The sequence below is a fragment of the Chryseobacterium indologenes genome, from assembly GCF_018362995.1.
Classification (GTDB): Bacteria; Bacteroidota; Bacteroidia; order Flavobacteriales; family Weeksellaceae; genus Chryseobacterium; species Chryseobacterium indologenes_G.
This window is the reverse complement of sequence record NZ_CP074372.1, coordinates 89,038-113,668: the sequence shown is the minus strand read 5'-3', so window position 1 is coordinate 113,668 and position 24,631 is coordinate 89,038. Positions and strand designations below refer to the sequence as shown.

The window sequence follows — 24,631 nt, the reverse complement described above, 5'->3', positions numbered from 1 at the left end:
GAATCAAATTCTTAAACTTCTTATTTTTTTACTTTTATAAGACTTGCGATTGTATTTTGTCATTCCGTAGGAATCAAACTCATTGAGATTCTTCATTACGCATTCGCTGCATTCAGAATGACAATTGTGGTGTCTTACTTTTTAAAGTCCTCCATCATTTGAATGAACTCATCAAACAGGTAGTTTGCATCTTCAGGGCCCGGGCTCGCTTCAGGGTGATACTGAACTGAGAAACAAGGGTGGATTTTGTGTTTTAATCCTTCGTTGGTTCTGTCGTTCAATGCGATGTGCGTTTCGATAAGGTCTGTTCCTTTCAAGCTTTCCTGGTCTACCGCATATCCGTGGTTTTGAGAAGTAATGGCTACTGTATTTTTCTCTAAATCCAATACCGGGTGGTTTCCTCCTCTGTGTCCGAATTTCAGTTTGAAAGTTTTTGCTCCGCAAGCAAGACCGATCAATTGGTGCCCTAAACAGATTCCGAAGATTGGAACTTTTCCTAATAATCCTCTGATCATATCTAAAGCATGTGGTACATCTTCAGGGTCACCAGGACCGTTTGAAAGCATAATTCCATCTGGATTCATCAACAGGATTTCTTCTGCTGTAGTATCCTGAGAAACCACTATGATATCACAGTTTCTTTGAGACAGTTCTCTGATAATTCCCAGTTTTGCTCCGAAGTCTACCAATACTACTTTGAAACCTCTGTTCGGGTTAGCATAAGGTGTTTTTGTTGAAACCTCTTCTACCTGATTGGTTGGGAAGTTTGTTGATTTCAATTCAGAAGCTACAGCAGCTTCATCAGCATCAGCATTTACGATTTTTCCTTTTACAACTCCGGAGTTACGAAGAATTCTTGTCAGTCTTCTTGTATCAATTCCTGAAATTCCTGAAAGGTTTTTCTTTTTAAATAGTTCATCTAAAGTAATCTGAGTACGGAAATTGGAAGGAAGATCGCAAAGTTCTTTTACGATAAGTCCTTTGATTGCCGGCTCAATACTTTCATAATCATCACGGTTAATACCATAATTTCCGATAAGCGGATAGGTCATACAAACAATCTGACCGCAATACGACGGGTCAGAAATCAATTCCTGATACCCTGTCATTCCGGTATTGAAAACTACTTCCCCTGCAGTTTCCAATTCTGCTCCGAAACCTTCTCCATGAAACACTTCACCGGACTCCAGTATTAATTTTTTCTTCATTTTAAACTTTTATCTCTTATTATTTATTTATATGTCATTAACAGGTCGCCCTTACAGGGCTTGGATATCATTATCCATTTATTTATGGGCTTCACCCATTGCTATTAACAGGCCGCCCCTACGGGGCTCACTAACTTTTAACTTCTTACTTTTAACTTGCTTCTTACTTAAAGGTATACCCTTTACTTTCCAGCGCTTCTTTCAAAATGGCCATTCTTGCGAACACTCCGTTTTGCATTTGTTTAAAGATTCTTGATCTCCTGCATTCTACAAGGTCTGAATCTATTTCCACTCCTCTGTTGATGGGAGCCGGATGCATGATGATTGCTTCTTTTTTCATCGACTGCTCTCTTTCTTTAGTCAAACCATATCTTTTATGGTATTCTGAGGCGGTGAAACTCATGGCAGAATCGTGTCTTTCATGTTGGATTCTTAATAGCATTAAAACATCCACTTCGCCGATCAACTCATCTACTGACATGTAAGTTCCGTTGATTAAGGCTCCTTCGTCAAACCATTGTTCCGGTCCTGAGAAGTATACTTTAGCGCCTAATCTTCTTAATGCCTCTGCATTTGAATTGGCAACACGGCTGTGTTTCACATCGCCTACAATTCCTACTTTCAATCCTTCAAACTTTCCGAATTCCTGATAAATGGTCAGTAAATCCAGCATACATTGTGAAGGGTGATTTCCTGTTCCGTCTCCTCCGTTGATTACAGGAATGCTGATATTCTTTAATTCCTCGAAGTATCTGTCTTTCTTATCGCGGATTACCACCAGGTTTACTCCTATACTTTCAATGGTCTTTACTGTATCATAAAGACTTTCGCCTTTGTTTACCGAACTGTGTGATGCATCAAACGGAACTACCTGAAGTCCCAGTTTTCTTTCTGCAAGATCAAAACTTGTTTTCGTTCTTGTACTGTCTTCGAAGAAAAGGTTTGAGCAAAAAACTTCTCCTTCAATTTTAGCAGTTTTACCGTTTGCAAAAGCCAGCGCTTCTGTCAGTATACTGTTGATTCTCTCGGTGCTTAGTTCTGTAATCGTAAACATAATTCTTATTTTTGGGCATAAAAAAAGCGAAGACAACAATCTTCGCTAATAACAATAAATATCGTAAAGGGCGCTTTCGCCCGGTAAATCTAATGATATAAATGCTTTTTTATTCATTAGGTGCAAAGATACAACAATTTTATGAACCTACAAAAACAAAGTTTAAAATAAATTAAAAACCTCAGTATTTCCTTATTCTCATTTAAAATTAATATTTTTGTTACAACTCAAATTATTTTATGGATTTAAAAGACAAAATGATTCTCAGCATTATTCAGGAAGACTCTACATTATCGGTTAAGGAAATTTCCGAAAAGATTGGTCTTACCTTCACTCCTACGTATGAACGAATCAAACAACTGGAGAAGCAGGGGATCATTCAAAAGTATGTGGGTCTTTTGAACCGTGAAAAACTGGGTTTAAATATTGTAGTCTACTGTAATGTCCGTCTCAAAGAACAATCCAAAAAAGTATTGGAAACTTTTGAGAACCACATCGGTAAATATGATGAAGTACAGGAAATCATCAGTCTTTCCGGAGAGTATGACTATATGTTGAAGATTATTGCCAAGGACATCAATTCATATAATGAATTTGCCGTAAATGTGATCTCAAACATTCCTAATATCGGGCAGTACCACAGTTCAATTGTGCTTCACGAGGTGAAAAAGTCTACCAAGTTTAAAATTGATCTGGAATAAATCTTCTCTTATTAAACCATTAAGAGCTTTTAAAGGGTAAAGAATTATTAAGAAATTCGCAAGCGAATTTTAAAACAATACGGCTAAAAAATCGCAGATTTTCTTAACTTATCTTAAACCCTTCATCTCCCTAATGGTTCAATTTATCAATCATCAAATTCAAAGAGCGGAGTAAAATCTAACCATTAAGATCACTTAAGCAGATAAGATTTATAAGATTAAGGCTTCCACAACGAAAAAGACAGCAGGCTAAAATAATTTAGAAATTCCACTGATTTTTGCTTAAGTTTCTGATGACCTTAATGGCTTAGATTCTAACCCAATAATTTATTTTTCAGTTTATTGAACTGATATTCTATTTTATCCAGACAAAGGTTCCCGATACTTCCCTGATGGGTATGTTCAAGATTTCCTGGTTCAAATTCAAACGCGTTGTTTTCAATCTCCTGCCCTACCTTCACATAGGCATCACGGAAAGAGCTGCCGTTTTTCACTTCTTCATTGATCTTCTCTACACTGAAAAGGTATTTGTATTTCTCATCCTCCAGAATCCCGTCTTTTACCTGAATATTGGGTAAAGTATAGCTTAGGATTTCCAGACATTCTTTCAGGGAATCAATAGCCGGGAAAAGAATTTCTTTGGTCAGCTGTACATCTCTGTGATATCCTGAAGGCAGATTATTGGTCAATAAAATAAGTTCATTCGGAAGTGACTGAATTCTGTTGCATCGTGCACGAACCAGTTCAAAGATATCCGGATTCTTTTTATGAGGCATAATACTGCTTCCCGTAGTAAATTCTTTTGGAAAGCTGATAAAATCAAAGTTTTGGTTCAAATACAGGCATACATCATAAGCAAATTTTCCGAGTGTTCCCGCTAAAGTTGCCATAGACATCGCCAGTAGTTTTTCTGACTTTCCACGGGTCATCTGAGCATACACCGAATTATAGTTCATCGACTGGAATCCTAAGTTATAGGTTGTACTTTCACGGTTGATCGGAAAAGATGAGCCATAACCTGCCGCTGATCCCAATGGATTTTTATTAATGATATTCTTCACTGAAAATAACATTTCCACGTCATCCAAAAGCGCTTCTGCATACGCTCCAAACCATAACCCGAATGAGGAAGGCATTGCAATCTGCAAATGAGTATATCCCGGAAGCAGAACATTTTTATGCTGATTTGCCAACTGAATTAAAATCTGGAAAAACTCATCTGTAAGGGCTGTAATCTCACGGATCTCATCCAATAAATACAGCTTGATATCCAATAAAACCTGATCATTTCTTGATCTTGCGGTATGAATTTTCTTTCCTGTATCTCCTAATTCTTCAATTAAGATTGCTTCTACCTGAGAATGGATATCCTCAGCATCTTTATCAATTTCAAAAGTTCCATCCTCAATTTGATTTAAAATAGCATTCAAAACAGATAACATCTGCTCTGATTCTTCCTGGGAAATAATTCCGGTTTCTGCTAACATTTTGCAATGTGCCATAGAACCTTTGACATCATATTTTGCCAAACGCTCGTCGAAGTCAAGATCTTTCCCAACGGTAAAATTATTGACTAATATATTGGTGGCAAGGTTATCCTTCTGCCATATTTTTTTCATATGTAATTGTTTATTTTTTTTAAATCACATGCAATCGCCACTTCTATCTGTTTTACCAGAAAAATTAGTTGGTAGTGATTTCATAATATCTGATTTAAAATATTTGTTGGTTTTGACATGCCCGGCAAGGCAATCCTTATTACTATTAACTATAAAAAAACATTTCCTTATGTGAAGCTTTCATTTCTAATTTTCTTTTTGCATAAATCTTTTTAAAAACTAAACTTCATGCCTGCCGGGCGGAGTCAAAACATATATTGAGCCGGAAGCCTGATGCCGGAAGTGAAATTATAAACTATAATAACTTCCATCTTTCCGCTTCATTCTCCCATTATTTATAACACTTTTTCTAAAATACTGATGTAGATTTCTATTCCTTCTTCTATTTCCGGGATATAGATAAATTCATCTGCGGTGTGAGAGCGCCTACTGTCTCCAGGACCCATTTTCACTGATGTACATGGAATAATCGCCTGATCTGAGGAAGTAGGTGAACCATAAGTGGTCCTTCCGATTTCAATTCCTGCTTTTACAAACGGATGATCCATTTCGATCTTTGAAGAATTCAGTCTGAATGATCTTGCCGTTAATGTAGATTCCATCTGAGATTGGATGATTTCAAACGCTTCCTGATTAGAATATTCATCTGTCACCCTTACATCCAGTGTAAAATTGCACGATTCCGGAACAACATTGTGCTGTACTCCTGCATGAATTCCTGATAAAGTAACTTTAACCTCTCCAAGATATTCTGAAACTTTTGGAAATTTAAAGGCTAAAATATTCTGCAGATCCTGCATGCATTTTACAATTGAGTTATCGTCATTAGGATGAGCGGCATGAGAAGGAGTACCTTTCATTTCTCCATCAATCACAAGAAGTCCTTTTTCTGCAATCGCCAGATTCATCTGCGTGGGTTCTCCTACAATGGCGAGTTCTACGTTGGGTAGCTGCGGAAATAAGGCTTCAATTCCATCAAATCCTGAAATCTCCTCCTCTGCCGTCAAAGCAATAACTAAATTATATTTTAAATCTTCTTTATCATAAAAATGTAAAAAAACCTGTGCCATAGAAACCAGTGAAGCTCCTGCATCATTGCTTCCCAACCCGAACAGTTTGCCGTCTTTTTCAACAGGAACAAACGGATCAAGCGTATACGCTTTATTAGGTTTTACCGTATCATGATGCGTATTCAGCAAAACGGAAGGTTTAAACACATCAAAATGTTTATTCACTGCCCAGATGTTGTTTTTAAAACGTTTCGTAGGAATCTGATGCTTTTTGAAAAAATTCTCAATTTCTACCGACGTATTAAATTCATCTTTGCTGAATGAAGGAATCTCAATCAAATTTTTAAGCAATCCGATCGCATTATTTAACAGCTCTTCTTTATTATAAACAGATTTCAGTTCCTGCATGATGATTTTCTATATGGTTTTTCAATTCTGTTTCTTTGATCAGAAACACTTTGCCTACATTATTTTTTATAGCTCCAAGAGCATTTTCAAGTTTGGGTAAAATCCCTTTGTGAAGTTTCCCTTCTTCTTTTAATACTTCAAATTCTTCTTCATTTACACTTTTGATCACAGATTCAGGATCGTTTACATCTTCTAAAACACCTTCCTTATCAAAACAATACAGCAACTCAACTTCATATTTCTCTGAAAGGGCCTGCGCCATCACGGAAGCAATGGTATCTGCATTGGTATTGAATAGATTTCCTTTTCTATCGTGGGTAATCGCAGAAAATACAGGAACAAGATCCAGCTTGATTAATTTTGAAACCAGCTTCCTGTTTACACTTTTCTTGGTAATATCCCCCACAAATCCAAAATCAATTTCAGGATGTTCTCTTTTCTTAGCTTTAATCAAGTTTCCGTCTGCCCCGGAAAAGCCTATGGCATTGCATTTTTTTTGCTGCAGCTTTTCTACAATATTTTTATTGATTCCTCCTGCATATACCATGGTTACAATGTCCAATGTCTCTTTATCTGTAATCCTCCTTCCGTTGATCATTTTCTGTTCTATGCCCAGTTTATCAGCCAATGTGGTAGCTAATTTCCCTCCGCCATGAACAAGGATCTTCTTTTCCTGAATTTCAGAAAACTGTTCTAAGAATTGAACTAACAATTCCTCATCATCAATTAAAGCTCCGCCAATTTTTATGATGTATAACTTTTCTTTCATTGTAAACGTTTTGTGATCCTTTCTTTTTTATCCTTGTCAAGCCTTGACAAAAGGATTATTTCAGGCTTTTAATTCATCTAAAATTTCACTGAACACTGCCTGTGCAGAGAAAATCCGGTTTTTTGCCTGCTGATAGATGATAGAATGATCTCCATCCATTACCTCATCACTCAACTCCACATTACGGCGAACCGGAAGACAGTGCATTACTTTTGCATCATTGGTATGGGCTAATTTTTCATTCGTCAGCATCCAGTCTCCTTTCACTTCAGGCATTGCGGCATAATCATCAAAAGAAGACCAGTTTTTCACATAGATAAAATCCGCATCTTTCAAGGCTTCATCCTGATCATGGATTACTTTTACATCCTTTGTAAAGTTTTTATCCAGATCATATCCTTCAGGATTGGCAATTACCAATTCCACATCCATCTCCTGCATCCACTCTGCGAAAGAGTTTCCAACAGCATGTGCAATAGGCTTGATGTGTGGAGCCCATGTCAACACTACTTTCGGTTTGTGGTCTTTTTTCCAGTTTTCTGTAATGGTAATACAGTCTGCAAGACTTTGTAGCGGGTGACGGGTAGCCGATTCCAGAGAGATCACAGGTACTTTTGCATGCTTTTCAAACTGGCTTAGGATGCTTTCATTCACATCATCTTCCTTGCTCTTCATTCCTGCAAAACAACGTACTGCGATGATATCACAATATTGGTTTAAAACTTCAATAGCATCTTTGATATGTTCTACGGTATCTCCGTTCATTACTGCTCCGTCAGCAAATTCAAGATTCCAGGCTTCCTGTGCGGCATTTAATGTCAATACATTTAAACCAAGGTTTTGTGCTGCAATCTGGCTGCTCAGACGGGTTCTCAAGCTTGAATTCAAAAATACAAGTCCGATTGTTTTTCCTTTTCCTTTTTCCTTTTCGGTAAGAGGGTCTGCTTTTATTTCTAAAGCTTTTTTTATGATTTCCTGTAAGTTTTCTACATCACTTACAGAGGTGAATTTTTTCATTTTGAATTAATTTTAAAGATTGTTTACACATTTTGAGAATTTTAACGCAAGGACGCAAAGCTTTTCACTGATGCTTTTTTCGTTCGCAAAGGCGTTTCACTCAGCAATTGACAATTGTTTTTGTCATTCTGACGAAGGAAGAATCTTGCATTGTTATATTTTAAGAGATTCTTCAATCCACTTCGTTACATTCAGAATGACAAACGCAATACCTTTTACTATTTGTCTTTTACATCTTAAATACTTCCCAATACTGTTTTCAAAGCATTGATGAAAAGATCTGTTTCCTCTTTTTTGATATTCAGTGCCGGAAGAATCCTTAAGACACTTTTATCATTAGAGTTTCCTGTGAAAATATGATGATCGAACAATAAGCTTTTCCTTATTTCTGAACAGTCTCTATCGAGTTCTATTCCAATCATCAATCCTTTCCTTCGGATGGATTTAATATGTGGTAAATCTTTAATTTCATTTTCAATATATTCGCCCATTTTTTGAGCATTTCCGATAAGATTTTCATCTTTCATGACATCCAGCACAGCAATAGAAGCGGCACAAGCCAAATGATTTCCTCCGAATGTAGTTCCAAGCAAACCATTGCTTGCCTCGAATTTAGGATGGATCAAAACTCCGCCTACAGGAAACCCGTTCCCCATTCCTTTTGCTGTAGTAATGATATCTGCTTCAAGTCCAAACTCCTGATGAGCAAAGAAATATCCACTTCTTCCGTATCCGGACTGCACTTCATCTAAAATAAGAACAGCATTGTATTTCTCGCACAGTTCTTTAATTTTAGATAAAAATTCCGGTGTAGGAATCATAATACCTCCTACTCCCTGAATTCCCTCGATGATGACAGAAGAAATTTCATTTCCAAACTTCTCAAAAGTCTCTTCAAGCTGCTGCACATCATTCCATTCTGATTTGATAAATCTTTCTGAAAAGTTGACCGGAGCTACAATTTTAGGATTATCAGTCACTGAAACCGCTGCAGAAGTTCTTCCATGGAATGAACCAGAGAAATAAAGCACCTTGCTTTTTCCATTATGAAATGAAGCCAGCTTCAATGCATTTTCATTGGCTTCTGCTCCCGAATTACATAAAAAAAGATTATAATCTTCATATCCTGAAAGCTTTCCTAATTTCTCAGCTAATTCAGTCTGCAATTCATTCTGAACGGAATTGGAATAAAAAGATATTTTTTCCAGCTGATCTTTCAGCTTGTTCTGATAATGTGGATGATTATGACCAATAGAAATTACGGCATGACCTCCGTAGAAATCAAGGTATTTTTCACCTTTGTCATCCCAAAGAAAAGATCCCTGAGCTTTAACCGGATTTATGTTGAATAATGGATATACGTTGAATAAATTCATTTTTTGTTTTTTTAAATTTTTCTTTTGTCTTGAAACAAAAGAAACAAAAGTTCAAGACCTGGAAACTTCCGCTAAAAATTAGTTCTATTCTCTAAAAATTCTAAAACTTGTGCGAAAACCAAATTGGCTCTTCGGTTCTGTATTTCCCTCGCACTTCAAACAGTAGAATTTTCTTAACGTTCATAGAATTAATTTTCTTAACGCTCCATTTTCCTAAGTCAGATTTACTTTTTGTTCAAAGTTCTCAATTAATTATTGTCGATTTAAAATGCTATTGGTTTCAAATTCAATCCTGCATTTTCTTCCCAGTTCATTGCCAGATTCATATTCTGCACAGCTTGTCCCGAAGCACCTTTTAACAAATTGTCAATCGCTGAGTGAATAACGACAACATTTCCACTCTTTTCAATTTGAATCACACAGCGATTGGTATTGACAACCTGCTTTAAATCCACTGCCTTCCTACTTACCGTAACGAAAGGCTCCTCCGCATAAAAATCCTGATATAATTGTTCTATCTCCTCCAGCTCCAAATCCGTCTTCATCGTGGAACTTGTAAAAATTCCTCTTGCAAAATCTCCTCTCCATGGAACAAAATTCAGGGTTACTTCTTTATTATTGAATGCAATCAGCTGCTGTAAAATCTCATCCACATGTTGATGTGTTAAAGTTTTATAGGCTGAAACATTATCATTTCTCCAGGTAAAATGAGTGGTGGCCTGCAGAGATTGTCCGGCTCCTGTAGAACCTGTAATCCCTGTAGTAAAAACCTCATTCAATACTCCTTTTTCTGCCAATGGCAGCAAAGCCAATTGAATAGCTGTAGCGAAACATCCCGGATTGGCGATGCTTTTTGCTCCTACCAGTTGTTTTTTATTGATTTCAGGTAATCCGTAGATAAAATCTCTGTTTCCAAAGTTTCCTTCTAAACGGAAATCGTTTCCAAGATCAATCACCAGCGTTTCTTCCTTGACAGGATTCTGAGTTAACCAGTTTTGACTTTCTTTATGAGGAAGACACAGAAAAATAATATCTACGTCTTCAGGTTTGTCCGTCAACACCATTTCACAAACCGTCGTTAAATCCGGGTACAGATCCGAAATTCGTGTTCCCGAATTCGAACGACTATATAAAAAACTCAATGTCACATGGGGATGAAAAGTCAGTAAGCGTATCAGCTCACTTCCTGTATAACCGTTGGCACCAATGATTCCTACTGTTTTCTTCATTTTGATTCTGACAGCATTTTGTTCTGTCTTTCATTAAACCGTCCCTTCGGAACTAATTGATATTTTGATTAATCTGATGATATATATTTAAGGAATTGCTTACAATTTTAGTATAGCCTTTCACATCATCTCCTGTCCATGCTCTGTTTGCTTCTCCATAGCTTCCGAATTTATCGGACATCAGGTCATGATCAGATTCAATTCCATTAAGAATAAATCTGTATGGATGAAGGGTTACAAATACTTTCCCGGTCACAGTTTTCTGAGAATCGGTCAGGAAAGATTCAATATTTCTCATGACAGGGTCCAAGAACAATGCTTCATGAAGCCAGTTTCCGTACCAGTCGGATAACTGCGACTTCATCATTTGCTGATATTTTGAAAGCGTATGTTTCTCTAATAAATGATGCGCTTTGATAATCACCGATGCTGCTGCCGCTTCAAATCCCACACGTCCTTTAATCCCTACAATAGTATCTCCTACGTGAATATCACGGCCAATTCCATATGCTGAAGCCAATTCTTCTATTTTTTGAATCGCATATACAGAATGTTCGAAGCTTTCTCCATTCACTCCTATTACCTCTCCGTTTTTAAACTCAATTTCCAGTTCTGAAGGCTGAGTTTCTTTAATCTGAGACGGAAAAGCTTCTTCCGGCAGGTAATTTCTTGAAGTCAGCGTTTCTTTTCCTCCTACTGAAGTTCCCCAAAGTCCTTTATTTACAGAATATTGTGCTTTCTGGAATTCCATTTCATACCCGTGCTCCTTCAAAAATTCAATCTCTTCTTCACGGGATAAAGCCATATCACGGATCGGCGTAATAATTTCAATATTAGGGCACATTACTTGAAAGATTAGGTCAAAACGAACCTGATCATTTCCTGCTCCTGTACTTCCGTGAGCAATGGCATCTGCATTTACTTCAATGGCATATTTTGCAATTTCCTGTGCCTGAATAGTACGCTCAGCGCTTACAGATAAAGGATAAGTATTGTTTTTCAACACATTCCCAAAAATCAAATACTTCACACATGAATTATAATAATCTTCCTGAGCGTCTACACACCTGTATTCTTTTACCCCAAGATTCAAAGCTTTTCTCTCCAATTCTTTTTCCTCTTCTTTTGAAAAACCTCCGGTATTTACAGTAACTGCATATACATCATACCCTAGTGTTTCACTAAGATATTTTGCACAGTAGGAAGTATCTAAACCTCCGCTAAACGCTAAGATGACTTTCTTTTTCATCTGGACTTTTTTTATTTTTATTAATGGTCACATGGAATTCGCTTGCAGAGTTTTGTGCAGAATACACAAAATCATTTTGGCTCGCTCCATTATATTTATTTTCAGGCTGATCAGTTGCAACCCCTTTTTTTTCTATATTTTCAGGAACAAATAACATGGCTGTACACAGACAGTTTTTACGTTCCTTCATCATTAAAATTTCATAGTTCACACAGTTCTTACAGCCGTTCCAGAATTCTTCATCCTGAGTCAGTTCAGAATAGATCACTGGTTTATATCCTAAATCACTGTTGATTTTCATTACTGCTAAACCTGTTGTCAATCCGAATACTTTCGCATCCGGATATTTATCTCTAGATAATTGGAAAACCTTCTGCTTGATTTGAGTTGCTACGCCCCCGTTCCTGAACTTCGGTGATACAATCAATCCCGAATTGGCTACAAACTTCCCGTGCGACCAGGTCTCTATATAACAGAAACCTACCCACTCACCGTTTTCAGTGGCTACCACAGCATTGCCTTCTGAAATCTTTTTACTCAAATATTCTATGGAACGTTTTGCGATCCCCGTTCCTCTGCGCTGGGCAGAATCATACATTTCCTGCTGTATTTCACTCACATACATGAGATGTTCGCATGAGGAAATTTCTATTTCCATTTATTTATCTAATTTTTTTGGCAAATTTAAAATATATTTTCTTTTAAATCCAAATAAAAAAGATATTTTTTTTGTTTTAAAATTTTAGACAGGTAAAATTATCTTTATTGAAAAATATACATTTGCTAATTTATTATATATTTGCTAAAATAATATAGTTATGGAAAACACCTGTCCTAAATGCAACAGCAGCAAAGTGGTAAAAAGCGGCATCATCAATGAAAAACAACGTTTCCACTGCAAAGACTGCAACTATTATTTTACCGTTAAAAAGCTGGGAAAACAGATTGATGATTATTATGTCACCAAAGCGCTACAGCTGTACCTCGAAGGCTTAAGCTATCGTGAAATTGAAAGAATTATCGGGGTTTCACATGTCACCATAAGTTCCTGGATTAAAAAATACAACATCACAAGACCTCCTCACTCTGAATTCCATCCTGTTTATAAGATATTGAAACAGAACGAATTGATTGATTACATTGCTCAGGAAGAAAACATTAAAAACTCAGGAATTATCATTACTCAGTTTGCTGATAAGTATATGCTGATCAAATGGGAAAGGTTTAAAAAATAGATACGAGTTACGGGATGCGGGGTGAGAGTTACGGGATATAAAATACGCAGTAACATACTAAATACCATCGAAAAACGAATCCAAAGTCTTGAATCTTGCACCCCGCAACATAGATCAAAAATCCGGATTCCGGAACTCGAAACCCATAACCTAGCAAATCACAACTATACTATTACCACTAATATATATTAAATTTTCATAAACAAATTATTAATTACAATTTGGCATTCACAAAAAACAACGCCAAAAATTGATAATTTATGAAGAAATTACTTACATTTATTGGAGTAGCTTTAATCAGCAGTTCTGTGTACTCTCAAGGTTCTCCTGATTACGGCAATGGCTTAAAAATAAACCTCAACCCGGATGGGGATAAATTCGTCCGTTTTATTTTATGGGACCAGCTTTGGTTGAGGAATACTTCTATGAATCCCGGAAGTATGGTAGGTGGCGAGCCTACAGACAATTCCTGGAGCATAGGAAACAGACGATTACGTGCTTTAGCGTATGCACAGATCTCTAAAAGATACATGATTCTCCTTCATTTCGGGATCAACAATCAGACCTTCATCAACGGAGGAGCCACAGGCACTTCAGGCACAGGAGGTTATGGAAACGGAAAGAAAACCCAGTTATTTTTCCATGATGCCTGGAATGAATATGCAGTTATTTTACCTGGAGAAGCCGGAAAATTCAGTTTATCTTTAGGGGCAGGTCTTCATTACTACATGGGACTTTCCCGTATGACGATGGCTTCTACGCTGAATTTCCTCACCTTAGACTCTCCTGTTTTTTCATGGCCTTTGATTGACAATTCTGACCAATTCGCAAGGCAGCTGGGAATGTTTGCAAAAGGTAAATACGGAAAACTGGAATACCGCTTCAGTTTAAATAAACCTTTCGCCACAGATCTTGTTCCTGTAAATGTAACAGATCCATCAAAAGCTGTTGCGGTAGACAACAACGGAAATCCCAGCTTCTCAAAAGCAGGATATGTGGAGTATCAGTTCCTTGATGAGGAATCAAACACCCTTCCATACAAAGTGGGATCTTACCTTGGAACGAAGAAAGTTTTCAATGTAGGAGCAGGTTTCTATCATCAGGCAGACGGGACGAGAACATCTGTGAATTCCAACATTGAAAAGCACGACATTACTCTTTTTGCCGTAGATGCTTTTGTAGATATACCTTTGGGAGAAGCGAAAAACAAAATGGCCGTTTCAGCCTATGCAGGATATTACAACTATAATTTCGGGCCAAACTACGTAAGAAATCTGGGAACAATGAATATCGCGGCTTCGGATCCTAATTTTATCGGAAATAAGGCCATCGCAGGACCGGGAAATCTACAACCAACCATTGGGACAGGTAATATTATCTACGCACAGGCAGGTTTACTATTACCAAGCCAGGCAGAAAAACCCAAAATCAGAATACAGCCTTTTGCAGCTTATACTCACAAAAGCTTTGAGGCTTTCGATAAATCTTCCTCTCAGTTTGATGTAGGAGCCAATTGGTTCATAGACGGACATCATGCAAAAATCACGACTCAATATTCAACACGACCTGTTTACACGAGTCCTACGGAAAGTCCTTCTTCTAAAGGGGAATTCATTGTACAGTTTCAAATCTACTTGTAAAAATTAAACTATTAAGAAAAATAAAGATTGTAAGATGAATTAAGGATACTTTCCAAAATTCAAATAATTTAAAAGGAAGAATCTTACTAACAGCCAGACACACATGAGATTCTTCATTACATTTCATTTCATTCAGAATGACACTTTTGAAATAGTTTCCTTTAAAGCCCTTAACGGTTTTAAAAAACAAATTAATATCCTATTCCATTAACATCAAAAACTAATCAATATGAGCGAAAATCATCACGAAAGCTACGAAAATATGACCGACAGGCAGAAAAACCGCACAATATGGAGTGTGATCACTGCCTCTTCACTCGGCACATTGATAGAATGGTACGACTTCTACATCTTCGGAAGTTTAGCTATTGTTTTAGCTACTAAATTTTTCCCTGCAGATAATCCTACCGCAGCATTTTTATCTACTCTGGCAACTTTTGCTGCCGGATTTGTTGTAAGACCTTTCGGAGCTTTATTTTTCGGAAGACTGGGCGATATCATCGGAAGAAAATATACTTTTCTTGTCACCTTACTGATCATGGGATTTTCCACTTTCCTGATCGGCTGTATTCCAAGTTATAAAACGATTGGATTTATGGCACCGGTTTTAGTCTTAATTTTAAGATTACTTCAGGGACTTGCCCTTGGTGGTGAATACGGAGGTGCTGCCACGTATGTTGCAGAATACGCCCAGCCTCACCGAAGAGGTTACTGGACTTCCTGGATTCAGACCACTGCAACAGCAGGACTTTTCATTTCACTGATCGTTATTTTAATCACAAAATCAACCCTTTCAGCAGAAGAGTTTGACAACTGGGGATGGAGAGTTCCTTTCTGGATCTCGATTCTGATGGTTGCCGTTTCTTATGTCATCAGAAAGAACATGAAAGAATCTCCGCTTTTTGCTAAGGCTAAAAGTGAGGGAAAAACGTCTAAAAACCCTTTGAAGGAGAGTTTCGGGAACAGATACAACTTCAAATTTGTATTATTGGCTTTATTCGGAGCTGCAATGGGACAAGGCGTTATCTGGTATACAGGCCAGTTCTATGCGATGAGTTTCCTTCAAAAGGTAATGAATGTAGAATCAGCACAGGTGGATTCACTCATGGCTACAGCTTTGTTTTTAGGAACCCCTTTCTTTGTATTTTTTGGATGGCTCTCTGACAAAATAGGAAGAAAAGCAGTAATGATGACCGGAATGCTAGTCGCTATTTTAGCTTACAGACCTATTTACGACAGTATGTTCAAGAGTGTAAATCTTGAAAGTAAAATGGTTGCCGCCAATGGAATCACAGAAAAAAGAACTGCTAAAATCCACAGTGATATTGCCACGGACAGCCTGGTTACTTTCCATAAAGAAACTCTTTACACAGACGGCACTCTGATCAAAAAAGATAGTATTATTCACTGGTCGCCTGCAGGACCCGTTATGAAAGACGGAAAGGCGGAAGAACCAAAAGTCTCCACATCTGTAAAACTAAGTGACGACACCAAATGGTATCTGGTCTTCCTTGTATTTATCCAGGTAATATTTGTAACCATGGTGTACGGACCTATTGCCGCTTTTCTTGTAGAAATGTTCCCTGTGAGAATTCGTTATACTTCAATGTCTCTGCCTTATCACATCGGAAACGGAGTATTTGGAGGACTTCTTCCTGCAGTGGCAACTTATCTGGTCACTACCGGGAAAGAAGCAGGACATGTGACATGGTATCTTGAGGGCCTCTGGTACCCGATTGGAGTCGCTACAGTATGTCTTATCATCGGATTATTTTATCTTAAAAAGAAGAACAATAATCTTCACGATTAAGTACTGAATCATTCAAATTTTTATTAATTTTAAAACTACTAAAATGAACGGACTAAAAAAAATATTAGGCATTCTCTGGATCGCAATCGCGGTGATTGTAGGGTATTTCGGGATTACGGTATTGGGAATCCCAAAAATTACATCAGGAAAGCAGGAAGATCTGGTTTTTGGCATCATCATTCTTTTTGTACTGATGCCGATTATTTCAGGTGGAATGGCAATTTTTGGCTATTACGCCCTGAAAGGAGAATATTCTGACGATAAAATTTAAAAACAAAATAGATAATTGATGGATGTGCTATCCATCAATTATCTTTTATCAATAATCATTTATGAAAAAGAGACACGAGCAAAAACTTATCATACTGAGCGTGGGGCTTATGATCGCTTTCAGTATTCCTATTTCATTGCTTTTCAATAGTGAAAGGGAGGTTTTGGGCTATCCAATGATCCTTATCTACCTGTTCGTGATCTGGATGATTTCCATTGTGATTTCTTTTGTAATTGTAAAAAGACATGATGAGTAGTTTCGCATTATTTTTTGTAGTCCTGTTCTACCTGGCACTTCTTTTCTTAGTTGCCCATCTGGCAGAGAAGAAAAAGAGTAAGCTGTGGATTAACAATCCTTACATCTATGCATTGTCTCTTGCGGTATACTGTACTGCCTGGACGTATTATGGAAGCATTGGCGTTGCAGCTACAAGCGGATTAAACTATCTCCCGATTTATATTGGCCCTATCATGATTATTCCGGCCTGGATCTACATCAATACCCGGATTGTAAGAATTTCAAGAGTCAATAAGATAAGCAGCCTTGCCGATTTCATTTCATTGAGATATGGGAACAGCAGAAGTCTGAGTGCCATTATCACGGTAGTCTGTCTTCTGGCAATTGTACCTTACATCGGGCTGCAGATCAAAGCCATTTCTGAAACCTTTCATTTGGTAACTGAAACTCCGATGTCGAAAGACATTTTGACTGATAACGCTACTTTTGTAGTAGTTTTAATCGCCTTATTTTCATCTTATTACGGAACACGATATGTGGATGCTTCGGAAAAACGTCTGGGAATTATCTCAGCGATTGCTCTGGAAAGCTTTTTAAAACTATTCTTTATTATCATTCTCGGGCTTTTCGTTATTTATTTTGCCTTTGATGGTTTTTCGGATATTTATGAGAAAGCCAGTAAGTTTGAAGATTTTAAAGAGAAAAATACATTCAATGGCATTGAAGGCGCTATGAACTGGATGATTTTGTGTATGATTTCCGCAACAGCAATCTGTATTTTGCCAAGACAGTTCCACACCGCTATTGTCGAAAACAGACAGGAAAAACATATCAAAACAGCGATTTGGTTTTTTCCTCTTTATCTTTTAATCTTCACTGTATTTATTTTCCCGATTGCCTGGGGCGGAAGGTTGATTTTTGATGGCCAGAATGTAAACCCGGAGTTCTATTCTATTCTGATTCCGCAGCATTTTGATAATACTTTGATCACTGTACTTGTTTTTCTGGGAGGATTGAGCTCATGTATTTCCATGATCATTATTTCCGCCATTACTTTATCCATCATGCTTTCTAACAACCTCATCATTCCCTATGGACTGCTTGGAAAACTAAAATCCGAAAGTGAGGAACAAAACACAAGAATCATTACCAATATCAGGAAAATCAGCATTTTCGGACTGATCATCATGGCTTTTGTCTTTTATAAATATTTCATTCTGAAAACATCTCTGGATTCTGTAGGATTGATCTCATTTGTTATTATTGCACAGCTGACACCTGCATTTTTCGGAGCTTTATTCTGGAGAAGAGGAAGTTACAAAGGTGCTGTTACAGGGCTTATAGCAGGATTGGTGATCTGTTATTTCGGATTGATTATTCCACAGTACTATTTTTCATATAACCAAGAGTTCAAGGGGGCACTGAGAGACATGTATGACGCTTTTGGATTTTTCACCATTCCTTATCTGGGAAGAATTCCACAGATTTTCTTCTGGTCAATGCTTGTCAATACAAGCCTGTTTACCATTGTTTCCGTAAGTTCTAAAGGGAATTACCGTGAAAGAAACTTTGCTGAATTGTATGTAGATATTGACAAATATATTCAAAATCATGAAAATGCTTTTATCTGGCGTGGAACAGCTTATATTTCAGATATTCAGAATATTCTTGAACGTTTTTTAGGCAAAAATAAAACAGAGCAGGCACTCAGAATTTTCAATTTAAAATATAATATTGATTCCAAAACGGAAACCGCCGACTCAAGATTTATAAAATTTTCAGAAAATCTTTTGGCTGGAAGAATTGGTACGGCTTCGGCAAAAATATTAATTGAAGGTGTAACCAAAGAAGATAAAATATCTTTAAAAGAGGTTTTAAATATCCTCGAAGAATCTAAAGAAAATATCAGCTTAAATAAAAAGCTTACCGAACAATCCGAAGAACTGCAAAAACTTTCTGATGATCTGCGAACCGCCAATGAAAGCCTTATTATCAAAGACCGTCAAAAAGACGATTTCCTTGACTCTGTTGCCCATGAACTGAGAACTCCAATCACCGCTATCCGTTCTGCAGGAGAAATCCTGGCTGACGATGATGATATTCCTTTCGATATCAAACAGGAATTTTTAAACAACATCATTACAGAATCTGACAGATTAAGTGAAATCATCAATGATATTTTGTATCTGGATAAACTACAGCATGGCGAAATCTCTCTACACATTCAGGAAAATAATATTATTGAAACGTATAAAAAAGCATTAAACCCGCTTCTCCATCTGATACAACAAAAAAATATTCATTTAAGTGAAGTTAATCTTCTGAATCAGTTTATATTTGAATATGATGAAGCAAGAATGATTCAGCTATTTCAGAATATATGGGGCAATGCTTTAAAATTTACAGATGAACAGGGAACCATCCAGACCAAATTATTTGAAAAAGATCAACAGCTTACCATCAGTATTTTCAACACCGGGAAACATATTCCGGAAGAAGACCTTGAAATGATTTTTGACAAGTTTTATCAGTCTAAAAATCAAAACATTATAAAACCAACAGGAAGCGGACTGGGACTGGCCATTTCCAAAAAGATAATACAGGCACACGGAGGAAGTATAAAAGCTGAAAACAGCGGACTGGGCGTAACTTTCACTATAAACATTCCCGAAAAAACTAAAAAAGAGATTACAAATGAAGTTGAATACCATTAAAACCCTTTTATGAGAAAGATAATTATTGCGGATGATGAACACAAAATACTAATGTCGCTGGAATACAGCTTCAAGAAAAATGGCTATGACGTTTATATTGCCCGTGACGGTACGGAAGTCCTTGACTTTCTGAAAACAATGGTCCCGGATGTGATCCTTCTCGACATTATGATGCCGAATCTTGACGGATACAGCACTTTGGACCTCATCAAACAGGACGAAAAACTGAAAGACACCAAAGTCATCTTTCTGAGTGCCAAAAATAATCCCAGAGATATTGAAAAAGGGCTGGAAATGGGCGTGGATGCTTACGTCACAAAACCCTACTCGATTAAGAAACTGATGCAGCAGATTGAGGAGATGTTTTAACGTGTAAATTAAACCATTAAGATTCATAAAGGAATTAAGAGTATTAAGAGATGGCTTCGCCTCCGGCTCGCAATTATCCTCGTTATCCTTGTCAAGGTTTTAAACCTTGACAAGGATAAGCAAAAACAAACACAAGACTAATGATATGGATACTGATACATTATTTAAACAAAGCATAGAACATAAAGAAGACTTCTGGAAAAAACAGGCAGAAGAAATCAAATGGTTTGATTTTCCTACGCAGATTCTCTCTAAAGACGAAAATGATTACCCGCAATGGTTTTCCGACGGAAAGCTTAATATGTGTTACTTATGTATCGACAAACATATTGAAGACGGGTTCGGGAATCAGACGGCAATAATTTATGATTCTCCTGTCACCAGTCAAAAGAAAACCTACACCTTCAATGAGGCGAAAGAGGAAATTTCAAAATTTGCCGGAGGGCTGGCTTCTTTAGGATTAAACAAAGGAGATACAGCGGTTATTTACATGCCAATGATTCCTCAGACTCTTTTTGCGATGCTGGCATGTGCGAGGATCGGGGTTATTCATAATGTGGTTTTCGGAGGTTTTGCGCCTCATGAACTTGTGGTAAGAATTGATGACTGCAAACCTAAAGTTTTAATCACAGCCACCGCAGGAGTAGAAATTGCCAAAAGAATTCCTTATCTACCGCTGGTTGAAAAAGCGATTGAACTGGCACAGGATAAGGTAGATCATATTGTTGTGTATAACAGAAGATTAGTAGATAATCAGGAAGAAATGTTCGAAGGACTGATTGATTATGAAGAACTGGTTGAAAAATCAGCTCCGGTAGACTGTATTTCTGTGGAATCTACCCATCCTCTTTATTTACTTTACACTTCGGGAACTACAGGCAAACCCAAAGGCATTGTTCGTGATACCGGAGGTTACGCGACTGCCTTAAAATTTTCCATGACGTATGTCTACGGAGTGGAACCGGGAGAAACTTATTGGGCGGCTTCAGATTTCGGCTGGGCTGTTGGCCATAGCTTTTCAGTGTACGGACCGCTCATCAACAGAAATACAACGATTATTTTTGAAGGAAAACCTATTTTGACTCCTGATGCAGGAACATTTTGGAGAATCATTTCAGAATATAAGGTTTCGGTGATGTTTACTGCGCCTACCGCTATCAGGGCAATCAAAAAAGAAGATCCGAACGGAGAGCTGGTAAAAAAATATGATTTAACCCATTTCAAAAAGCAGTTTCTGGCGGGTGAAAGATGTGATGTGGCTACCCTGGATTGGTTTGCAGAACATATCGGAGTTCCGGCTATAGACCATTGGTGGCAGACAGAATCCGGATGGCCTATGCTTGGATTGCTGACTTATGATGAAAGTTATCAGATCAAAAGAGCTTCGGCAGGAAAACCTGTTCCGGGATATGACATTAAAATTTTTGATGAAAACGGACTGGAACTCGATCCTCATCACGAAGGTTATCTGGTGATCAAACTTCCTCTTCCCCCCGGTGCTATGCTTGGAATATGGAAAGATTATGCACGTTTTGAAAACAGCTACCTGTCTCAGTACAAAGGCTACTATTTCTCAGGTGATGGTGCAATACAAGATGAAGACGGTTATATTTTCATCACAGGAAGAGTAGATGATGTGATCAATGTTGCGGGACACAGGCTTTCCACTTCTGAAATGGAGGAAATTGTTTCTTCACATCCGGATGTTGCAGAATGCGCTGTGGTAGGTATTGATGACGATTTAAAAGGACAGGTTCCTTTTGCTACAGTAGTTTTAAAGAATGGCTCAACCATTTCTGAAGAAGATGTTGAAAAAGATATCATCCAGATGGTCCGCAATAAAATAGGAGCTGTGGCTTTTCTGAAAAACACCATGGTTGTCAAGCGTTTACCCAAAACACGATCCGGAAAGATTTTAAGGAAGCTGATCCGGACTTTACTTGACGGAAAAGATTTTCAGATTCCTTCAACGATTGACGATGAGAAAATCATTGATGAAATTCAGGAAAAAATCAAGGAATACAGGGCTTAAGCCAGAAATTAAACATAAATTTAAATAAAATAAATTCAAATTTCAAAAAACGAAAGGGATATGAGAAATTACTTAATAGAAGATTTACCACAGTATTTTGAAGATTATAAAAAGTCTATCAAAAATCCTAAAAAATTCTGGGATAAGGTAGCAGATCAAAATTTCGTGTGGTACCAAAGATGGAGCAAGGTTGTTAAGTACGATATGAATGAAGCTAAAATCACCTGGTTCAAAAACGCGAAACTGAATATTACCAAAAACTGTATTGACAGACATCTTGCCGTAAGGGGAGATAAAACAGCCATCATCTGGGAACCTAATGATCCAAAGGAAGAAGCACAGCATATTTCCTACCAGGAATTGTATACCCGTGTGAATAAAACGGCTAATGTTTTACATGATATGGGCATTAAAAAGGGAGACAGGGTGTGTATTTATCTTCCCATGATTCCTGAACTTGCTATTACCATGCTTGCCTGTGCAAAGCTGGGGGCAGTACATTCTGTGATCTTTGCAGGATTCTCAGCTTCGGCAGTAGCTTCAAGGGTAAATGATTGTGAAGCAAAAATGGTGATCACCTCAGATGGAAGTTACAGAGGAAATAAAGTTCTTGACCTGAAAAGTATTGTTGATGATGCTTTGGAAAAAACACCAACGGTTGAAAACGTTCTAGTAGTCAAGAGAACCCACAACGAAATTAAAATGAAAGAAGGAAGAGATCACTGGATGGCCGATCTTTATGAGAAAGCTTCTGCTGATTTCGTTACGGTAATTATGGATTCTGAAGATCCGCTTTTCATTCTATATACTTCAGGATCTACGGGAAAGCCAAAAGGAATGCTTCATACCTGTGCCGGATATATGGTGTATACTGCTTATACATTCAAAAATGTATTCAATTATAAAGAAAATGATATTTATTGGTGTACTGCAGATATCGGATGGATCACGGGACATTCTTATATTCTTTACGGGCCTTTATTAAATGGGGCTACCACTGTAATTTTTGAAGGAGTTCCTACCTATCCTGAACCGGACCGCTTCTGGGAGGTGATTGAAAAACATAAGATCACTCAGTTTTATACCGCTCCTACGGCAATCCGTTCTTTAGCGAAAGAAAGTGCGGAATGGGTAGATAAACATGATCTGAGTTCCCTGAAAGTCATTGGTTCTGTAGGTGAACCTATTAATGATGAGGCGTGGCATTGGTTCAATGACCATGTTGGAAAGAAAAAATGTCCGATCGTAGATACGTGGTGGCAAACTGAAACAGGAGGAATCATGATTTCACCGCTTCCTTTTGTTACTCCGACGAAACCTACTTACGCTACTCTCCCACTGCCAGGTGTACAACCTGTTTTGATGGACGATAAACGAAATGAAATTACCGGAAATCAGGTGACCGGAAATCTTTGTATCCGTTTTCCATGGCCGGGAATCGCCAGAACGATCTGGGGTGACCATCAAAGGTATAAAGAAACCTATTTTACTGCTTTCCCTGGGAAATACTTTACAGGTGACGGCGCCTTGAGAGATGAAGTGGGTTATTACAGAATTACGGGACGTGTAGATGATGTGATCATCGTTTCCGGACACAACCTTGGAACTGCTCCTATTGAAGACAGTATCAACCAGCACCCTGCCGTTGCAGAATCTGCTATTGTAGGCTATCCTCATGACATCAAAGGAAATGCACTATACGGTTATGTAATGCTTAAAGAATCCGGTGAAGGACGTGATAAGGAAAACCTGAAAAAGGAGATCAATCAGTTGATTTCAGATCAGATCGGGCCAATTGCCAAGCTTGATAAAATACAGTTTGTTTCCGGACTTCCAAAAACGCGTTCAGGAAAAATCATGCGTAGAATCCTGAGAAAAATTGCTGAAGGTGACTTCAGTAATTTCGGAGACATCAGCACACTTTTAAATCCTGAAATTGTAGAGGAGATCAAAAACGAAAGAATTTAAATGTATTCAATTTTTTAACCAATGAAAGCCCTGAAAGTTATTTTCCGGGGCTTTTTTATTTGTTTTAATATTTTAATCCATGTGTACATCTTTCCTAAAAACAGGAATAACTTATTTTTCAAAACCTACATTATCCAATTGCTAAAATTAAACACCCGTTCAATAATTATTCTCAGACATCGGCCCACTCTATTGAAAACAGAATGTTAATTAACAAATTATATTATCTTAAACGCAATTATAATCAGAAAATTATTCCTAACTTTAATGAGAACTTTAAAACCAATTAACTATGTCACATATATTAGCTGGAGTATTTGGTCATCACAGCGACTACAAAAAACTGGAAAGTGATCTGGAAAATTCAGGATTTGAAAACTCAGATTACATTGTATACCTTAATGATGGGTCTGGTAATTCCCAATATCTGGCAAGCGTTACCGTAAATGATCTTAATCAGATTGATCTTGCGCGAAATGCATTCATTCAGAATGCTGCATTGAAATCATATTTATTTGAAAACATGAACATCAATGAAACCAATTACGATACCATCAAAAGGTATATTGATGCAAGAAACAGAGCAGAAATCCATAGCAGTCCTGATATTAAAATCAAAACGTCAAGTGACGGTATGAATTCTGAAGTGAAATTCTAATCGATATAAAATCTAATAACCGAAGATCCGTAGTGTATTCTGCGGATCTTTTATGTT

General features: G+C 37.5%; 21 protein-coding genes. 11 read left to right on the top strand and 10 right to left on the bottom strand.

Annotated features, from left to right (window positions below):
• Positions 1–134 precede the first annotated feature (134 nt).
• Together DYR29_RS00470 and DYR29_RS00465 are read right to left on the bottom strand one after the other, a co-directional pair.
• A complete protein-coding gene (locus tag DYR29_RS00470; RefSeq protein ID WP_047431858.1) occupies positions 135–1,208 on the bottom strand; it encodes a carbamoyl phosphate synthase small subunit in 1,074 nt (357 codons plus the stop codon).
• A 163-nt stretch (positions 1,209–1,371) separates the two neighbouring features.
• Positions 1,372–2,262: an aspartate carbamoyltransferase catalytic subunit gene (locus DYR29_RS00465; protein ID WP_047423311.1), complete on the bottom strand. Its 891-nt coding sequence runs from the start codon at positions 2,260–2,262 to the stop codon at positions 1,372–1,374.
• 239 nt (positions 2,263–2,501) lie between these two features.
• On the opposite strand from DYR29_RS00465, the gene DYR29_RS00460 reads away from it, so the two are divergent.
• Positions 2,502–2,963, top strand: coding sequence for an Lrp/AsnC family transcriptional regulator (locus DYR29_RS00460; RefSeq protein WP_002980286.1), 462 nt, complete (start codon positions 2,502–2,504; stop codon positions 2,961–2,963).
• A gap of 314 nt (positions 2,964–3,277) precedes the next feature.
• On the opposite strand, the gene argH is transcribed toward DYR29_RS00460, so the two are convergent.
• From argH to DYR29_RS00420, 8 genes are all read right to left on the bottom strand, one after another.
• Positions 3,278–4,582 carry an argininosuccinate lyase gene (gene argH / locus DYR29_RS00455; protein WP_213278729.1) on the bottom strand — a complete coding sequence of 435 codons (1,305 nt, stop codon included), beginning with the start codon at positions 4,580–4,582 and terminating at the stop codon, positions 3,278–3,280.
• A 335-nt stretch (positions 4,583–4,917) separates the two neighbouring features.
• On the bottom strand, positions 4,918–6,000 hold the full coding sequence (locus DYR29_RS00450; RefSeq protein ID WP_213278728.1) for a M20 family metallo-hydrolase: 1,083 nt from the start codon (positions 5,998–6,000) through the stop codon (positions 4,918–4,920).
• Positions 5,975–6,769, bottom strand: a complete 795-nt coding sequence (gene argB / locus DYR29_RS00445; RefSeq protein ID WP_213278727.1) for an acetylglutamate kinase — start codon at positions 6,767–6,769, stop codon at positions 5,975–5,977. Before argB ends, DYR29_RS00450 begins: the two co-directional genes overlap by 26 nt.
• 60 nt (positions 6,770–6,829) lie before the next feature.
• Entirely contained in the window at positions 6,830–7,786 is a 957-nt protein-coding gene (locus DYR29_RS00440; protein ID WP_213278726.1) for an N-acetylornithine carbamoyltransferase, read from the bottom strand.
• 236 nt (positions 7,787–8,022) lie between these two features.
• Positions 8,023–9,162, bottom strand: coding sequence for an aspartate aminotransferase family protein (locus DYR29_RS00435; RefSeq protein WP_213278725.1), 1,140 nt, complete (start codon positions 9,160–9,162; stop codon positions 8,023–8,025).
• A gap of 263 nt (positions 9,163–9,425) precedes the next feature.
• On the bottom strand, positions 9,426–10,391 hold the full coding sequence (argC, locus tag DYR29_RS00430) for an N-acetyl-gamma-glutamyl-phosphate reductase (RefSeq protein WP_213278724.1): 966 nt from the start codon (positions 10,389–10,391) through the stop codon (positions 9,426–9,428).
• A gap of 52 nt (positions 10,392–10,443) precedes the next feature.
• A complete protein-coding gene (gene argG / locus DYR29_RS00425) occupies positions 10,444–11,640 on the bottom strand; it encodes an argininosuccinate synthase (protein ID WP_213278723.1) in 1,197 nt (398 codons plus the stop codon).
• The gene (locus tag DYR29_RS00420; RefSeq protein ID WP_213278722.1) at positions 11,612–12,298 is read right to left on the bottom strand and encodes a GNAT family N-acetyltransferase; all 687 of its coding nucleotides are present in this window, start codon (positions 12,296–12,298) and stop codon (positions 11,612–11,614) included. Before DYR29_RS00420 ends, argG begins: the two co-directional genes overlap by 29 nt.
• Before the next feature lie 160 nt (positions 12,299–12,458).
• On the opposite strand from DYR29_RS00420, the gene DYR29_RS00415 reads away from it, so the two are divergent.
• The 10 genes from DYR29_RS00415 to DYR29_RS00370 all read left to right on the top strand — a co-directional run bounded on the left by DYR29_RS00415 (position 12,459) and on the right by DYR29_RS00370 (position 24,574).
• The gene (locus tag DYR29_RS00415) at positions 12,459–12,875 is read left to right on the top strand and encodes an IS1/IS1595 family N-terminal zinc-binding domain-containing protein (RefSeq protein ID WP_213278721.1); all 417 of its coding nucleotides are present in this window, start codon (positions 12,459–12,461) and stop codon (positions 12,873–12,875) included.
• A 260-nt stretch (positions 12,876–13,135) separates the two neighbouring features.
• Entirely contained in the window at positions 13,136–14,515 is a 1,380-nt protein-coding gene (locus tag DYR29_RS00410) for a porin (protein WP_213278720.1), read from the top strand.
• Between the two features lie 229 nt (positions 14,516–14,744).
• Positions 14,745–16,325 carry an MFS transporter gene (locus tag DYR29_RS00405; protein WP_213278719.1) on the top strand — a complete coding sequence of 527 codons (1,581 nt, stop codon included), beginning with the start codon at positions 14,745–14,747 and terminating at the stop codon, positions 16,323–16,325.
• Positions 16,326–16,368: 43 nt separating this feature from the next.
• Complete coding sequence (locus tag DYR29_RS00400) at positions 16,369–16,596, top strand: DUF6814 family protein (RefSeq protein ID WP_047423321.1); 228 nt, start codon at positions 16,369–16,371, stop codon at positions 16,594–16,596.
• A 61-nt stretch (positions 16,597–16,657) separates the two neighbouring features.
• Positions 16,658–16,852 (top strand): hypothetical protein, encoded by a 195-nt coding sequence (locus DYR29_RS00395; protein WP_213278718.1) that lies wholly within the window; start codon positions 16,658–16,660, stop codon positions 16,850–16,852.
• Entirely contained in the window at positions 16,845–19,547 is a 2,703-nt protein-coding gene (locus DYR29_RS00390) for an ATP-binding protein (protein ID WP_425394642.1), read from the top strand. Before DYR29_RS00395 ends, DYR29_RS00390 begins: the two co-directional genes overlap by 8 nt.
• Positions 19,548–19,556: 9 nt before the next feature.
• Positions 19,557–19,916: a response regulator transcription factor gene (locus tag DYR29_RS00385; protein WP_213278716.1), complete on the top strand. Its 360-nt coding sequence runs from the start codon at positions 19,557–19,559 to the stop codon at positions 19,914–19,916.
• A gap of 145 nt (positions 19,917–20,061) precedes the next feature.
• Positions 20,062–21,948: an AMP-binding protein gene (locus DYR29_RS00380; RefSeq protein ID WP_213278715.1), complete on the top strand. Its 1,887-nt coding sequence runs from the start codon at positions 20,062–20,064 to the stop codon at positions 21,946–21,948.
• Positions 21,949–22,008: 60 nt separating this feature from the next.
• On the top strand, positions 22,009–23,916 hold the full coding sequence (gene acs, locus DYR29_RS00375) for an acetate--CoA ligase (RefSeq protein WP_142716324.1): 1,908 nt from the start codon (positions 22,009–22,011) through the stop codon (positions 23,914–23,916).
• A gap of 292 nt (positions 23,917–24,208) precedes the next feature.
• Positions 24,209–24,574 carry a hypothetical protein gene (locus DYR29_RS00370; RefSeq protein ID WP_213278714.1) on the top strand — a complete coding sequence of 122 codons (366 nt, stop codon included), beginning with the start codon at positions 24,209–24,211 and terminating at the stop codon, positions 24,572–24,574.
• Positions 24,575–24,631: the final 57 nt, after the last annotated feature.

Bases quoted from the DNA above. Each gene is read 5' to 3' on its own strand.
- DYR29_RS00420 (WP_213278722.1), bottom strand. From the start codon at position 12,298: ATGGAAATAGAAATTTCCTCATGCGAACATCTCATGTATGTGAGTGAA.
- DYR29_RS00400 (WP_047423321.1), top strand. From the start codon at position 16,369: ATGAACGGACTAAAAAAAATATTAGGCATTCTCTGGATCGCAATCGCG.
- DYR29_RS00465 (WP_047423311.1), bottom strand. From the start codon at position 2,262: ATGTTTACGATTACAGAACTAAGCACCGAGAGAATCAACAGTATACTG.
- DYR29_RS00415 (WP_213278721.1), top strand. From the start codon at position 12,459: ATGGAAAACACCTGTCCTAAATGCAACAGCAGCAAAGTGGTAAAAAGC.
- acs (WP_142716324.1), top strand. From the start codon at position 22,009: ATGAGAAATTACTTAATAGAAGATTTACCACAGTATTTTGAAGATTAT.
- DYR29_RS00450 (WP_213278728.1), bottom strand. From the start codon at position 6,000: ATGCAGGAACTGAAATCTGTTTATAATAAAGAAGAGCTGTTAAATAAT.
- DYR29_RS00435 (WP_213278725.1), bottom strand. From the start codon at position 9,162: ATGAATTTATTCAACGTATATCCATTATTCAACATAAATCCGGTTAAA.
- DYR29_RS00470 (WP_047431858.1), bottom strand. From the start codon at position 1,208: ATGAAGAAAAAATTAATACTGGAGTCCGGTGAAGTGTTTCATGGAGAA.
- argB (WP_213278727.1), bottom strand. From the start codon at position 6,769: ATGAAAGAAAAGTTATACATCATAAAAATTGGCGGAGCTTTAATTGAT.
- DYR29_RS00405 (WP_213278719.1), top strand. From the start codon at position 14,745: ATGAGCGAAAATCATCACGAAAGCTACGAAAATATGACCGACAGGCAG.
- DYR29_RS00370 (WP_213278714.1), top strand. From the start codon at position 24,209: ATGTCACATATATTAGCTGGAGTATTTGGTCATCACAGCGACTACAAA.
- argH (WP_213278729.1), bottom strand. From the start codon at position 4,582: ATGAAAAAAATATGGCAGAAGGATAACCTTGCCACCAATATATTAGTC.
- DYR29_RS00460 (WP_002980286.1), top strand. From the start codon at position 2,502: ATGGATTTAAAAGACAAAATGATTCTCAGCATTATTCAGGAAGACTCT.
- DYR29_RS00390 (WP_425394642.1), top strand. From the start codon at position 16,845: ATGAGTAGTTTCGCATTATTTTTTGTAGTCCTGTTCTACCTGGCACTT.
- DYR29_RS00380 (WP_213278715.1), top strand. From the start codon at position 20,062: ATGGATACTGATACATTATTTAAACAAAGCATAGAACATAAAGAAGAC.
- DYR29_RS00410 (WP_213278720.1), top strand. From the start codon at position 13,136: ATGAAGAAATTACTTACATTTATTGGAGTAGCTTTAATCAGCAGTTCT.
- DYR29_RS00385 (WP_213278716.1), top strand. From the start codon at position 19,557: ATGAGAAAGATAATTATTGCGGATGATGAACACAAAATACTAATGTCG.
- argG (WP_213278723.1), bottom strand. From the start codon at position 11,640: ATGAAAAAGAAAGTCATCTTAGCGTTTAGCGGAGGTTTAGATACTTCC.
- DYR29_RS00395 (WP_213278718.1), top strand. From the start codon at position 16,658: ATGAAAAAGAGACACGAGCAAAAACTTATCATACTGAGCGTGGGGCTT.
- DYR29_RS00440 (WP_213278726.1), bottom strand. From the start codon at position 7,786: ATGAAAAAATTCACCTCTGTAAGTGATGTAGAAAACTTACAGGAAATC.
- argC (WP_213278724.1), bottom strand. From the start codon at position 10,391: ATGAAGAAAACAGTAGGAATCATTGGTGCCAACGGTTATACAGGAAGT.